Origin of the sequence: Aeromonas sp. s6, assembly GCF_040907815.1 — a bacterium.
GTDB classification, from domain to species: Bacteria; Pseudomonadota; Gammaproteobacteria; order Enterobacterales; family Aeromonadaceae; genus Aeromonas; species Aeromonas caviae.
In genome coordinates this window covers 17,878-30,715 of sequence record NZ_JBFOCN010000045.1, presented here as the reverse complement: position 1 = coordinate 30,715, position 12,838 = coordinate 17,878, and the positions used below count along the sequence as shown (strand labels likewise).

At 63.7% G+C, this 12,838-nt stretch carries 13 protein-coding genes; 7 read left to right on the top strand and 6 right to left on the bottom strand.

Translation table 11 applies throughout. The annotated features are described in order from the left end of the window. Positions 1-17: 17 nt before the first annotated feature. The gene (miaE, locus tag AB5Y50_RS06670) at positions 18-776 is read left to right on the top strand and encodes a tRNA-(ms[2]io[6]A)-hydroxylase (RefSeq protein WP_010674527.1); all 759 of its coding nucleotides are present in this window, start codon (positions 18-20) and stop codon (positions 774-776) included. Between the two features lie 138 nt (positions 777-914). Here the strand turns inward: miaE and AB5Y50_RS06665 are convergent, their stop codons facing one another. The 6 genes from AB5Y50_RS06665 to pspF form a co-directional block, all read right to left on the bottom strand. After that, entirely contained in the window at positions 915-1,700 is a 786-nt protein-coding gene (locus tag AB5Y50_RS06665) for an ABC transporter ATP-binding protein (RefSeq protein WP_010674528.1), read from the bottom strand. A gap of 82 nt (positions 1,701-1,782) precedes the next feature. Continuing rightward, positions 1,783-2,781 carry an oligopeptide/dipeptide ABC transporter ATP-binding protein gene (locus tag AB5Y50_RS06660; RefSeq protein WP_010674529.1) on the bottom strand — a complete coding sequence of 333 codons (999 nt, stop codon included), beginning with the start codon at positions 2,779-2,781 and terminating at the stop codon, positions 1,783-1,785. A gap of 79 nt (positions 2,782-2,860) precedes the next feature. Further along, positions 2,861-3,754, bottom strand: coding sequence for an ABC transporter permease subunit (locus AB5Y50_RS06655; protein ID WP_010674530.1), 894 nt, complete (start codon positions 3,752-3,754; stop codon positions 2,861-2,863). Positions 3,755-3,843: 89 nt separating this feature from the next. Continuing rightward, on the bottom strand, positions 3,844-4,803 hold the full coding sequence (locus AB5Y50_RS06650; protein WP_010674531.1) for an ABC transporter permease subunit: 960 nt from the start codon (positions 4,801-4,803) through the stop codon (positions 3,844-3,846). 61 nt (positions 4,804-4,864) lie between these two features. Then, positions 4,865-6,460, bottom strand: a complete 1,596-nt coding sequence (gene sapA, locus AB5Y50_RS06645) for an ABC transporter substrate-binding protein SapA (protein ID WP_010674532.1) — start codon at positions 6,458-6,460, stop codon at positions 4,865-4,867. A gap of 136 nt (positions 6,461-6,596) precedes the next feature. Continuing rightward, entirely contained in the window at positions 6,597-7,637 is a 1,041-nt protein-coding gene (gene pspF / locus AB5Y50_RS06640) for a phage shock protein operon transcriptional activator (protein ID WP_010674533.1), read from the bottom strand. Between the two features lie 196 nt (positions 7,638-7,833). On the opposite strand from pspF, the gene pspA reads away from it, so the two are divergent. From pspA to phhA, 6 genes are all read left to right on the top strand, one after another. Next, a complete protein-coding gene (pspA, locus tag AB5Y50_RS06635) occupies positions 7,834-8,514 on the top strand; it encodes a phage shock protein PspA (RefSeq protein WP_010674534.1) in 681 nt (226 codons plus the stop codon). Positions 8,515-8,517: 3 nt separating this feature from the next. Further along, positions 8,518-8,754, top strand: coding sequence for an envelope stress response membrane protein PspB (gene pspB, locus AB5Y50_RS06630; protein ID WP_005300084.1), 237 nt, complete (start codon positions 8,518-8,520; stop codon positions 8,752-8,754). Between the two features lie 106 nt (positions 8,755-8,860). Next, positions 8,861-9,265, top strand: a complete 405-nt coding sequence (gene pspC / locus AB5Y50_RS06625; protein ID WP_010674535.1) for an envelope stress response membrane protein PspC — start codon at positions 8,861-8,863, stop codon at positions 9,263-9,265. Positions 9,266-9,337: 72 nt separating this feature from the next. Further along, positions 9,338-10,744, top strand: a complete 1,407-nt coding sequence (locus AB5Y50_RS06620) for a YcjX family protein (protein WP_010674536.1) — start codon at positions 9,338-9,340, stop codon at positions 10,742-10,744. A 49-nt stretch (positions 10,745-10,793) separates the two neighbouring features. Next, the gene (locus tag AB5Y50_RS06615; RefSeq protein ID WP_010674537.1) at positions 10,794-11,837 is read left to right on the top strand and encodes a YcjF family protein; all 1,044 of its coding nucleotides are present in this window, start codon (positions 10,794-10,796) and stop codon (positions 11,835-11,837) included. Between the two features lie 166 nt (positions 11,838-12,003). Further along, complete coding sequence (gene phhA / locus AB5Y50_RS06610) at positions 12,004-12,798, top strand: phenylalanine 4-monooxygenase (protein WP_010674538.1); 795 nt, start codon at positions 12,004-12,006, stop codon at positions 12,796-12,798. The last annotated feature ends 40 nt before the right edge of the window (positions 12,799-12,838 follow it).

The window sequence follows — 12,838 nt, the reverse complement described above, 5'->3', positions numbered from 1 at the left end:
AACAGATGAGAGTTCAGATGGATGACCTGTTAGCCCCCGTTCGCCAGTTCCTGCATTGCGAGACCCCGGATGAGTGGGTGGAAATGGCGCGGGATCCCGCCCAGTTGCAGACCCTGCTTATCGATCACGCCAACTGCGAGAACAAGGCGGCACTCACCGCCCACAGCCTGGTGCGCCGCTACTGCCTGCCCAAGGAGAAGCGTCACCTGTTGCCCAAGCTGACCTTCTACCGGGAGCTCGATGCCTTGCCGGAGAAGGCGGAGATCCTCGGCAAGCGCACCATGGGCGAATCAGACAGGAGCGTGTTTGCCGAGCTGGAGCGCAATCCCCTGCTGTTCCCCATGGTGCGCCTCATCCAGGAGGAGCTGCACCACTTCGAGCAGGTGCTGGAGATCATGGCCGCACGGGGCATCCCCTATGGTCCCGTCACCGCCTCCCGCTATGCCCGCAGCCTGCTGACCCATGTGCGCACCTACGAGCCGGCGGCCGTGGTGGACAAGATGATCATCGGTGCCTATATCGAAGCGCGATCCTGCGAGCGTTTTGCCAGGCTGGCCCCTCATCTGGACGAGGAGCTTGGCCGCTTCTATGTCTCCCTGCTGCGCTCGGAGGCGCGTCACTATCAGGACTACCTGGCCCTGGCACAGACGTTCGCAGACGAAGACATCAGCGAGCGGGTGGCCTTCTTCGGTCGCCTGGAGGCCGAGCTCATCTGTTCGCCGGATCCGCAATTCCGGTTCCATAGCGGACTGCCTGTCAGATCTGACAGTTGTTGAGGTGACGGGGGCTGCCTACCATTCCCCTGTTCCTACTACGAGCGACGCAATCACTTTTTGAGCGCAATCCCCCGGCGACTGATGAGACATCAGGCCGGGTTTTTTTATGTCTGGCGCAAGGGGAAACGCGCCGCGGGATCAGCGGCGGTATTCGTTGTTGTAGTTCTGAATGAGGCGGCGGGTGACGTCGTGCTGGGGATCGGCGAAGACCCGCAAGGTCTTGCCGCGCTCCACCACACGGCCTTCGTGCATCACCAGCACCTCGTCGCTGATGTGGCTGACGATCCCCAGATCGTTGGCCACCAGCACATAGCTCAGCCCCATGGTCTCCTGCATCTCCAGCAGCAGGTTGATGATCTGGGAGCGTACCGAAATATCCAGGGTCGAGAGTGCCTCGTCAGCCACCACTATCTTGGGATTGAGGATGAGCGCCCGTGCCAGCCCCACTCGCTGCTGCTGGCCGGCGGAGAGCATCTGCGGATAGAAGAGGGCGTGGTCGGGCAGCATGCCCACCATGCGCAGGGTCTGGATCACCTTCTCCCGGCGCTCCTCCTCGCTCAGGGCCGTGTTGAGGCGAAGGGGGGTCTCCAGGATCTGGCCGACCCGGATTTTCCGGTTAAGGGAGGTGTTGGGGTCCTGGAAGATCATCCGCAGCAGCTTGCAGCGTGTCTGGTAATCGCCGTGGACCATGGGTTGCCCCTCGATGGTGATCTCCCCGCCGCTTGGTTCAATCATGCCGGCCAGAATGCGGGCAAGGGTGCTCTTGCCCGAGCCCGCCTCCCCGACGATGGCCAGGGTCTGGCCCACCTCGAGATCGAACGAGAGGGGCTTTATCGCCTCCACCGCGCGGCGCCTGAACAGGCCGGTGCGGTTCTGGTAGGTCTTGCACAGGCCCCTGACCTGCAACAGGGAAGGTTCGGTCACGACGTGGTCTCCTTGGGTGTGCTCGCCGGATAGAGGGGCTGACGGGGCGGGCAGGTGCCCCGGATCAGGGTCTGGTGCCGGTTCATTTCTTCGGTTCTTCCATGTTGAGCGGGAAGTGGCAACTGAACTGATGCCCCTTGACCTTGCTCATCAGCGGCGTCTGCACGCACTGCTTCTGGGCGTAGGGGCAGCGTGGGCCGAGGCGGCAGCCGATGGGCAGATGTTGCAGCGGCGGTATCACCCCGGGCAGGGTCTCGAGCCGGGACTTGTGGCGCACCAGCTTGTCAAAGTCGGGGATGGACTTGAGCAGGGCATCCGTATAGGGGTGGTGAGGGGATTCCAGGATCTGGTCCCGGGTCCCCACTTCCACCATCTGGCCGCAATACATGATGTTGAGGGTGTCGGTCAGGTTCGCGATGGCGGCGATGTCGTTGCTGATGATGAGGATGGTGGTATTGCCCAGCTTGTTCATCTTGTCCAGCAACCGCAGGATCTGGGAGTGGGTGGTGGACTCCATGGCGCTGGTGGGCTCGTCCGCCACCAGCAGGCGCGGCTGGTTGGCGATGGCCATTGCGATCATCACCTTCTGGCACATGCCGTCCGACAGTTCGTGGGGATAGGCCCGCATTACCTTGCGGTGATCCTTGACCCCAACCCGGTGCAGCAGGGCGATGGCCCGCTTCTTGCGCCACTGGAAACGCTGCCAGAACTTGCCGGTGAAGGCGCTGGTGGGGATGGCCTCTTCGAGCTGGGTGCCTATCTCCTCGGAGGGGTCGAGGCAGCTGATAGGGTCCTGGAAGATCATCGCTATCTCCCGCCCCATGATGCGGCGCCGCTCCTTGGGCGCCATGGTCAGCAGGTCCATGTCGTTGAAGCGCATCCGGTCGGCGCGCACCGTCCAGTTGTCCTTCTGGATGCCGACGATCACCTTGGCCACCAGGCTCTTGCCCGAGCCGGATTCCCCCACCAGCCCGCGGATCTCCCCCTCGTTCAGGGTTAGGCTGACTCTGTCCACCGCCTTGACCTTGCCCTGGGGGGTGTCGATTTCGATGGTGAGGTTGCGTATGTCGAGCAGGGGCATCAGCAACGTCCCCCGTTCAGGGCGCAGCCGGGTCGCTCAGGGCGTCCGGGGGCGGGGATAGATAACAAGGCTGGCAACATCAGTCGTTCCCCTCTTTGAGTGCTTCGCGAATGCCTTCGCCCACCAGGTTGGTCACCAGCACGCTGAACAGGATGGCCATCCCGGGCAGGGTCACCGTCCAGGGGGCCAGATAGATAAGATCGCTCGAATCGGCCAGCATGGCCCCCCACTCCGGCTGGGGAGACTGGGCCCCGAGACCGAGGAAGCCTACCGCCGAGATGTCCAGGATGGCGGCGGAGAGGGTGCGGGTGGTCTGGGTCACCAGGGTCTCGACGATGTTCGGCAAGATGGCCAGACGCATGATCCGCTGGGGCGGAGAGCCGTCGAGGCGGCTGGCGATGATGTACTCCTTCTGCATCTCGGCGTGGACCGCGTTGTAGGTGGCCCGGATGAAAGGCGGTATCAACGCGAGCGTGATGGCGATCAGGGTGTTGAACAGACCCGGCCCCAGGATGGCCACGACGATGATGGCCAGCAGCAGGGACGGGATGGAGAGCAGGGTATCGAGCAGGTGATGGAGCACGCTCGACTTCACCCCCTTGCTCATGCCGCCGAGGATGCCGATGGCCGAGCCGATGACCAGCGCGATGAGCACCACCAGCAGGGCGTTGCCGAAGGTGAGCCTGGCCCCGGCCACCAGACGGGAGAGGATGTCGCGCCCCAGATCGTCGGTCCCCAGGAAGTAATCGATGTTGCCGCTGTTGGCCCAGGAGGGGGCGAGCAGCAGGTGGTTGCTGTGCTGATCGTCGATGCCGTAGGGGATCACCAGGGGACCGATGAGGGTCACCAGCAGCAGCAGACCGAAGCACCAGAGCCCCGCCATGGCCAGCGGGTTGCGCCGGTAGGAAGCCCAGGTCTGCTCCAGGGGGGAGAGGATCTTGAGCTCCGGATAGATGTTCGATTTATCGTGCATGATGCAGGCTCCCGTGCTGGTCGCAAGGGGATGGGCACGCCTGTGCGCCGGTGGCCCATGGGCCGCCGTGGCTCATCCACAGACCGCAATCAATCTTGTCTTGCATAGAGTTCTTTACGCCGTGCCGGATACATGATGGTGGTCAGCAGATCGGTGCTGACGCTGATGAAGATGACGAAGCTCGCCACCACCAGGAAGGCGCCGCGGATGGCGGCATAGTCCTGCAGCGCGATACTGCTCACCAGCCAGCGGCCGATGCCGGGCCAGTCGAACACCACCTCGGTGATCATGGCGGAGGTGAGCACACTGCCAAGTTGCAGCCCCAGCAGCGGCAACACCGGGGGCAGGGCGTTCTTGAGCCCGTGACGCCAGACGATCTGGCGGCGGGAAAGTCCGCGGCTGGCGGCAGCCTTGATGTAGTTCTGTTTCATCACGTCGATGAGGGAGCTGCGCACGTGGCGGATCACCTCGGTGGTGGGCACCACGGCCAGCACCAGGGAAGGCAGTACCAGATGGCGCAGGGCATCGTGCAGGGCCGCCTCCCGCCAGGGCTCCTGGCTCATCAACACATCGACGATGGCGATCCCGGTGATGGAGGGCACGTCGTAGAGCAGGCTGATCTGGCCGGAGGAGGGGAGCCAGCCAAGATCCAGGGAGAAGAACATCACCATCAGCAGCCCCAGCCAGAAGACCGGGATGGCATAGCCGACGAGGCCGGCGGCCATGATGGAGAGGTCCGGGCTGCGCCCCTGATAGAGGGCCGCGAGGGTGCCCAGAGGGATGCCCACCAGCAGCGAGATGGCGAAGGCGGCGAGGCAGAGGGTCAGGGTCGCCGGGAAGTAGTGACGGATCTCGTCGAGGACCGGTTGGCCGGAGACGCTGGAGAGCCCGAAATCCCCGGCGGCGATGCGCTGGAGGAAGTCAGGATAGCCGTGCCAGAAATCCAGCACCTGGGTGATGAGGCGAAACTCCAGGAGGTAGGCCCCCAGAGTCAGCACCAGGAGGGTGATCACCAGCAGGGTGATGCGGCGCAGGATATAGAAAAACATGGTTATGCCTCCTGGGGACGGTGCGCCGATGGCCCGACGATGGAGTGGTTATCTGTCATGGTCACTCCCGATGGGCCTGGTTGAAGGTGGTGCCACCAAAGGGCATCAGGGTCAGCCCCTGAATGTCGCTGCGACTCACCTGGGTTCTCAGGGCATGGGCCAGGGGAATGAGCGGCAACTGCTCGTTGAGCAGGGACTGGGCATAGTAATAGTTGCGCAGGCGGAAGGCGAGCTGCGGGGTGGTCACCGCATCGTCCAGCAGTTGATCGAAGGCGGGGCTGCACCAGCGGCTGTAGTTGTTGCCCCGCTCGACGGCGGCGCAGCTCAGCAACTGGCGGAAGAAGTTGTCCGGATCCGCGTTGTCGGCGATCCAGCCCGAGAGCAGGCTGTCATATTGTCCATGGGCGAGCCGGGTCTCGATGACCGGCCAGGCCTGCTGCACTATCTTGAGGCTCACCCCTATCTTGGCGAAATCGCTGCGCATCAGTTGCGCCGTCTTGAGGCCGTCCGGGTTGTAGGGACGGGCGCCGGGTTGCACCAGCACCTGCATCTCGAAGCCGTTGGGGTAGCCCGCGTCCTTGAGCAACTGGCGAGCGAGCTTGAGATCCGGCTTGCGCTGGGGCAGGGAGGGGTTGTAACCCCAGGAGAGGGGCGGCAGCAGGCTGGCAGCGCTCTGGCCGGTCTCGAAATAGACCGCCTGCAGCAGATTCTGCACATTGATGGCGCTGGCGAGGGCCTGGCGCACCTGCACCTTGTTGAACGGGGCCTTGCGGGTATTGAGGGCGAGGAAGGCGACGTTCATCCCCGACTGCACCGACAGATCCAGGTGGGAGTCTTTGTCGATCACCGACAGCTGGCTGGCAGAGGGAGTGCTCATCACGTCGCACTCGCCGGTCAGCAGCTTGGCAAGGCGCTTGGAGGATTTGGGCGTGATGTCGTAGATGAGCTGCTCCATTCTGGCCTCGCCGCCCCAGTAGCCGGGGTGACGCAGGTAGCGCACGAACTCGTTGTGGCGATACTCCTTGAAGCTGAAGGGGCCGGTGCCGATGGGGCGGCTGTCCAGCAGCGCCGGGGTGCCGGCCTTTAGCATCTGCTCCCCGTACTCGGCGGAGAGCACGATGGCGTAGTCGCTGGCCAGGGTGGCGAGGAAGGAGGCATCGGGGCGGTTCAGCTCGAACACCACCTCATAGGGCCCCTTCTTGTAGACCCGCTTGATGAGGTTGCCGAGCCCCAGGCTGTAAAAATAGGGGTACTCGCCGCCGGAGACGGCGTGGAAGGGGTGGTGTTCGTCCAGCAGACGCTGCCAGGTGAACAGGACGTCGTCGGCATTGAAGTGACGGGTCGGGCTGAACCAGGGGGTACGGTGGAAGGTCACTCCCTTGCGCAGGGTTAGGGTATAGGAGAGGCCGTCCTCGCTGCTTTGCCAGCGGGTGGCGAGCCCCCCTTCGATGCCGAGGGTGTTGGCATTGACCTCGAGCAGGCGATCGTAGATGGGACGGGCACTGGCATCCAGGGTCGCATCCGAATTGGCAAGCTGCGGGTTGAAGGTTCGGGGTGCCCCTTCGGCACAATAGATGAGCCCGGTTTTGGAGGCTTCATCGCGTTTCTGACAGCCGCTGACCAGGACCAGGAGACCAAGCAGCAGGGGGGTGAGCATTCTCATGTTGGAACCATGTTTTCAGACAAAGTTGCCCGCCAGGGGGCGGGCGCGTTGCGGGGGGCGGCCGGGCAGGCGCTCCCGTCGGGGGTGACGTGCGCCGCGTTATCCGCGCGCACAGACCCGGTGCCAGGCATCAGCCCGCCTCCTGGTTGCCACTGTTGTCATCCCCGTCCAGCAATTGATATTTGCGCAGCATCCCCCGGAACTGGTGATAGCTCAGGGCCAGCAACTGGGCTGCTTTGCGCTGATTATACTGGGATTGCTGCATCGCTTGCTTGAGTAAATTAATCTCGTACTCCGCCACCGCCCCTTTGAGATCCAGCGGCAGGGTCGGGGCCGTCTCTGCCGAGGTCGGCGCGTCGGTGGAAGGGGCGGCGTCACCTCGGGCACGGGGGCGCCAGGGGGAGTCAAAGGGATTGAGCACCAGCTCCGCCAGCGGCAGCTGGGGGTTGCCCTGGCGATAGAGGCTGCGCTCCACCACGTTCTTGAGCTCCCGCACGTTGCCCGGCCAGGGGTAATCTTGCAGCAGCTGGGTCGCCTTGCGCGAGAAGCCGGCAAAGAGCGGATACCCCAGCTCCCGGGTCATGCCGTGGGCGAAGTGCTCCGCCAGCATCAGGATGTCCTCGCGCCGCTCCCGCAGGGGGGGCAGGGTGATGACGTCGAAGGCGAGCCGGTCCAGCAGGTCGTGACGAAACCGTCCTTTCTGTGCCAGTGCTGGCAGATCCTCGTTGGTGGCGCACACCAGCCGCACATCCACCTTGAGGGGCTTGGCGCCGCCCACCCGCTCGAACTCCCCGTACTCGATGACCCGCAGCAGTTTTTCCTGCACCCGGGCGCTGGTGGTGGCCAGTTCGTCGAGGAACAGGGTGCCGCCGTCGGCCCGCTCGAAGCGCCCCTGATGACGCTTGGCGGCGCCAGTGAAAGAGCCCGCCTCGTGGCCGAACAGCTCGGTCTCTAGCAGGCTCTCGCTCAAGGTGGCGCAGTTGATGGTGACAAAGCTTTGATCCCAGCGATCCGAGAGATAATGTAGGCGGTGGGCGATGAGCTCCTTGCCGGTCCCCCGCTCGCCGATGATGAGTACGGGCTTGCGCAGCGGCGCGAGGCGCGATGCCTGCTCGATGATTTCTAGAAATGCGTTGGATTCACCCAACAGACTTTCCGTGGCCGTGGTCATCCCTGCCCCTGTGAGTTGAAAAATCTGGTTAATCTTACCAAAAGTTGGTTATTTTAATCATCACTTGTTTCCCAGGGACTTGAACTGCATTCTGAGTGCCCATATAAATCAACAAGTTAAATATTGTTCCAGATTGGCACACAAGTTGCCATTGTCAATGGAGACACAACCCGATGCCTATCACAGGAGTACAATCATGAGCATTTTTTCTCGCCTGGCCGACATCATCAATTCCAATCTGACGGCCCTGCTCGACAAGGCGGAAGATCCCCAGAAGATGGTGCGTCTGATCATCCAGGAGATGGAAGATGAACTGGTGAAGGAGCGCTCCAACCTGGCCCGCTTCCTCGCGAATCAAAAAGAGATCGGCCGTCAGGTGAGCCGCCATCAGGAGCGGGTCGCCGAGTGGCAGGGCAAGGCCGAGCTGGCCCTGACCAAGGGGCGCGAAGATCTGGCCCGGGCCGCCCTCATCGAGAAGAGCAAACAGGCGGAGCTTGCCGACGCCCTGTCTCGGGAACAGCAGGCGGTGGACAGCGGCATCGAGAAGCTGGGGGAGGAGATCCGCCAGCTGGAAGCCAAGCTGGAAGACGCCCGTGCCCGCCAGAAGGCGATGGCCATTCGCAGCGAAGCCGCCAGCAGCCGCCTCAACGTGCAAAGCCAGGTGGCTCGTGGCGACAGTCAGGCCGTGGTGAGCAAGTTCGAGCGCATGGAGCGCCGCATCGACGAGATGGAAGCCCGCGCCGATCTGGGGCAGTCCGACAAGGCGCTCGCCCAGCAGTTTGCCGAGCTGGAAGCGGACGACCAGATCAGCCGCGAGCTGGAAGCCATGCGCCAGAAGCTGGGCCAGCACAATCCGGCACCGAAACAGGGAGAGTAACAGATGGAAGATCTGCTGGGTGTATTGATGGTTCCCATGGTGGTCTTCATGGTGGTGGTGGCCCCCATCTGGCTGGTGCTGCACTACCGCGCCAAGGGACGCATTGGCGCCGGTCTTGCCGATGGTGAGCGTGAACAGCTGCAGGGCTTGCTGGTGCGTGCCGAGAAGATGCAGGAACGGGTCGGTGCCCTGGAGTCGATTCTGGATGCCGAGGTTCCTGGTTGGAGAAACAAGGTATGACGGTTTTCAATGAGAGATGTCATGACCGTGGCAAAAAGCCGGAGCGGGCCGAAACCGTATTGGCGTCGATTCTGGATGCGGAAGTCCCCGGTTGGAGGAACAAGGTATGAACAGTGTCAGTCGTGAAGGGCGCAACCTGTACCGGGATCCCCAGCGAGGCAAGATTGCCGGGGTCTGTGCCGGTCTGGCAGAGTACTTCGGGGTGGAGACCTGGATCGTGCGGCTGCTGGCCATCAGTGGTCTCATCTTCGCCGGTTTCATCACCTTCACCGCCTATATTGCCGCCTGGTTCCTGCTCGACAAGAAGCCGGTCACCCTCTACTCCCAGGAAGATGCCGAGTTCGCCGAGGTGCGGATGAAGGCGCGCAGCTGGCAGGCTGGCGTCACACCTCATCAGGCCCTTGCCCGCATCGGCCAGGAGCTGGATGCACTGGAGCCCAGGGTGCAGCGCATCGAGAAGCTGGTGACCTCCAAGGAGTTCACCCTGCAACGGGAGTTCAGCAAGCTCTAATCGTGCCGGGCCGCGAGGATACTGCCTCGCGGCCGTCTCTCTGATGTGATCACAAGGAGAAGAAGACCCGCCTTGATACGCAACAAACTCGAACACTCCTGGTCGGTGCTCCAGCACAAGGCCGTTGACGCGGTGAACCGGGCCCGGGATCGCCACATCAGGCTGGCGGTCACCGGCCTCTCTCGCAGTGGCAAGACCGCGTTTATCACGGCGCTGGTCAATCAACTGGAGCACGCGGCCATCGACGGTCGTCTGCCACTCTGGGACGCCCAGCGCCAGGGACGCATCCTTGGTGCTCGCCGGGTGCCCCAGCAAAACGTCCACATTCCCACCTTTCCCTACGAACGGGGCCTCGATGCCCTGTTTGGCGATCCGCCCGCCTGGCCCGCGCCGACCCGGGGGGTGGCCGAGGTACGCCTCGAGATCCGTTATCGCACCCGCCATCCGCTGCGTCGGCACCTGGGGGAGATCTCCACCCTCTATGTGGATCTGGTGGATTATCCCGGGGAGTGGCTGCTGGATTTGCCGCTGCTGGATCTGAACTACGAGCAGTGGAGCGAGCAGGTGCGGGAGCAACTGTGCCGCCCCGAGCTGCAAGCCCTGGCGGCAGGCTGGTTGACGCCGCACTGGCAGGCGGATCAAGCCTTCGAGGAGCGGGCCGCCAGCGAACTGGCCGCCCGCTACACCGATTATCTGCACGCCTGCAAGCAGGCGCTCGGGCTTCACCTCATCCAGCCCGGGCGTTTCGTGTTGCCCGGCGAGTATGCCGGTGCGCCGCTGCTGCAATTCGTGCCCTGGGTATGGGAGATGCCCACACACTCCCCCGAAGACGGCACCCTCTACGCCACCTTCAAGCAGCGCTTCGAGCAGTACAAGCAGCATCTGGTACAGGGCTTCTATGAGCAGCACTTTGCAGGCTTTGATCGCCAGATCGTGCTGGTGGACTGCCTGGCGCCCCTCAATGCCGGTGCCGCGAGCTTTGGTGACATGCAGCAGGCCATCGCCCGCATCATGGAGAGCTTCGCCTACGGCAAGAGCAACTGGTGGCGCCGTCTGTTCGCCCCGCGCATCGACAAGCTGCTGTTTGTGGCGAGCAAGGCCGATCACGTCACGCCGGAGCAGCACGGGCCTCTGGTGTCGCTCCTGCAGCACCTGGTGAGCCGTGGCCGGGGTCAGGCCCGCTTCGAGGGGATAGAGACCGAATGCCTGGCGCTGGCCGCCATCAAGGCCACCGAGGTGGGCAAGGGGGTGGCAGACGGACGGGAATTTCCCGCCATTCGTGGCACTACCCTCTCGGGCGAGCCCTTGCTGCTCTTCCCGGGGGAGGTGCCTGCCCAGATCCCGCCTGCGCAGTGGTGGAAAACTCAAGGGTTTGATTTTCAGGCCTTTCGCCCGTTGCCCATGAGCGCCCATCAGGCGCTCCCCCATATCCGGCTCGATGCGGCGCTGGAATTCCTGCTCGGGGATCACCTCGAATAACGGGTGGGTGGCCCGCTGTGCTCGAGGGGCGCCCACAGGAGAGAATGCGATGAACGATCAGACAAGATGGCGCACCGATGACGCCGCTCCCCTGCAAGGCAAGGTGACGCTGGAGCCCGCGCCCTCGGTGGCAAACGAAGCGCAGCCACCGGCCCCGGCCCGGCGGCTGGAAGAGGAGAGCTTCGAGCCTCTGGACGCGCTGGACGAGCTCACCGAGGTGGAACCCGCGCTTCACGTCAGGCCTCGGCGCCGCCATCGTCTGCTGGCCTGGGGGCTGGGCGGGGTGGGGCTGCTGTCGCTTGGCCAGTTTGGCGCTTTTCTGGTGGATCAGTTTGCCGCTTCCCCCTTCTGGGGCGGCGCCTGGCTGCTTGCCTCCGGCCTGGTGGCGGTAGGCACCGCCGGGGTAGCGGGGCGCGAATGGCTGCGGCTGCGCACCTTGAAGCGGCGCCAGGATGTGCGCTCAAGAGCCGAGGATCTGCTGGCCCACCAGGGGGTCGGTCAGGGGCAGGCCTTCTGCGAGGCCCTGGCCGAGAAGAGCGGTGACAAGGGGCGGGAAGGGTATCGCACCTGGTTATCCCAGCTTGACGAGAGCCACAGCGATCGGGAAGTGCTGACCCTCTACAGCCAGCTGGTGCTCACCGAGCGGGACAAGTTGGCCCAGGCCCGCGTCGCCAAATGGTCGGGGGAGGCCGCCGTGCTGGTGGCCCTGAGCCCGCTCGCCACGGTCGACATGATGCTGATGCTCTGGCGCAACCTGCGGATGATCGAGGACATCGCCGATGTCTACGCCATCGAGCTCGGCTACTGGAGCCGCATCCGCCTCATTCGTAAGGTGTTTCGCAACATGCTCTATGCGGGGGCCACCGAGCTGGTGACCGAGGTAGGGATGGATCTGCTGGGGGCCGAGCTGACCGCCAAGCTCTCCGCCCGCGCCGCCCAAGGTGTCGGGGCCGGGTTGCTCACCGCGCGCCTCGGGATGCGTACCATGGAAGCCTGTCGTCCGCTCCCCTGGTGTGCCGACGAGAAGCCGAAACTGGGGGAGTTGCGCAAGCGGCTGATCGGCCAGTTGGCGGGTTATCTCAACAAGTCGTGAGGTGGCTGGCACCCGACATGGATGTCACAAATTATTTACAATTGTCAAAAGCAGCCGACCCCGGGGTCGGCTGCTTTTTTGAGGGGCAAACCGTTACAGTGATCCCATGACTCAACGGCCAGTGACCGCCCGGATGGCGGCTGGCACCCGAAGGATGGGAGCACTCATGGCAAGTCTCTACACGGCCCGCCAACCGGATGGGCAGGGCCGGATCCACTACACGGACGAGGAGCATGGCACCTGGCGGATCCTGATTGCACGCCAGCTTGCGGCGCTCGATGGCAAGGCCTGCGACGAATACCAGGCCGGGTTGGCACGCCTCGACCTGCCTCTGAACCGTATCCCCCAGCTGGGCGAGATCAACGCCGCCCTGATGCCCGCCACCGGCTGGTCGGTGGCGGCGGTGCCGGCCCTCATCTCCTTTGATCACTTCTTCGCGCTGCTCGCTGATCGCCGTTTTCCCGTCGCCACCTTCATTCGCCGCCGGGACGAGCTCGACTACCTGCAAGAGCCCGACATCTTCCACGAGATCTTCGGCCACTGCGCCATGCTGACCAACCCGGCCTTTGCCCACTTCACCCACCTGTATGGTCGGCTCGGACTCCATGCCAGCAAGGAGGAGCGGGTCTATCTGGCGAGGCTCTACTGGTTCACGGTGGAGTTCGGTCTCCTGCAGGGGGAGGAGGGGCTGCGTATCTACGGCGGCGGCATTCTCTCCTCCATCGGCGAGACCGCCTATGCCCTCTCGGGCAAGCCCGAGCTGCAACCCTTCGATCTGCTGGAGATCCTGCGTACCCCCTATCGCATCGACATCATGCAGCCGACCTATTTCGTGCTGCCTCGTCTCGATACCCTCTATGGTCTGGAGGGGCAGGGGATCATGGCGGCCGTGGCCGAGGCCCGTCGTCTTGGCTTGCGTCCACCCCGCTTTGCCCCCGTTGCCGGCAAGCAGGCGAGCTAACCCGAATTCATTCCCACGATGTTTCATGAAAGGAGTCCCG

What these genes read in the sequence shown, in the direction of transcription:
- miaE (WP_010674527.1), top strand. Translation starts at nt 18, where the DNA reads ATGGATGACCTGTTAGCCCCCGTTCGCCAGTTCCTGCATTGCGAGACC.
- AB5Y50_RS06660 (WP_010674529.1), bottom strand. Translation starts at nt 2,781, where the DNA reads ATGCCCCTGCTCGACATACGCAACCTCACCATCGAAATCGACACCCCC.
- AB5Y50_RS06655 (WP_010674530.1), bottom strand. Translation starts at nt 3,754, where the DNA reads ATGCACGATAAATCGAACATCTATCCGGAGCTCAAGATCCTCTCCCCC.
- AB5Y50_RS06650 (WP_010674531.1), bottom strand. Translation starts at nt 4,803, where the DNA reads ATGTTTTTCTATATCCTGCGCCGCATCACCCTGCTGGTGATCACCCTC.
- sapA (WP_010674532.1), bottom strand. Translation starts at nt 6,460, where the DNA reads ATGCTCACCCCCCTGCTGCTTGGTCTCCTGGTCCTGGTCAGCGGCTGT.
- pspF (WP_010674533.1), bottom strand. Translation starts at nt 7,637, where the DNA reads ATGACCACGGCCACGGAAAGTCTGTTGGGTGAATCCAACGCATTTCTA.
- pspA (WP_010674534.1), top strand. Translation starts at nt 7,834, where the DNA reads ATGAGCATTTTTTCTCGCCTGGCCGACATCATCAATTCCAATCTGACG.
- pspB (WP_005300084.1), top strand. Translation starts at nt 8,518, where the DNA reads ATGGAAGATCTGCTGGGTGTATTGATGGTTCCCATGGTGGTCTTCATG.
- pspC (WP_010674535.1), top strand. Translation starts at nt 8,861, where the DNA reads ATGAACAGTGTCAGTCGTGAAGGGCGCAACCTGTACCGGGATCCCCAG.
- AB5Y50_RS06615 (WP_010674537.1), top strand. Translation starts at nt 10,794, where the DNA reads ATGAACGATCAGACAAGATGGCGCACCGATGACGCCGCTCCCCTGCAA.
- phhA (WP_010674538.1), top strand. Translation starts at nt 12,004, where the DNA reads ATGGCAAGTCTCTACACGGCCCGCCAACCGGATGGGCAGGGCCGGATC.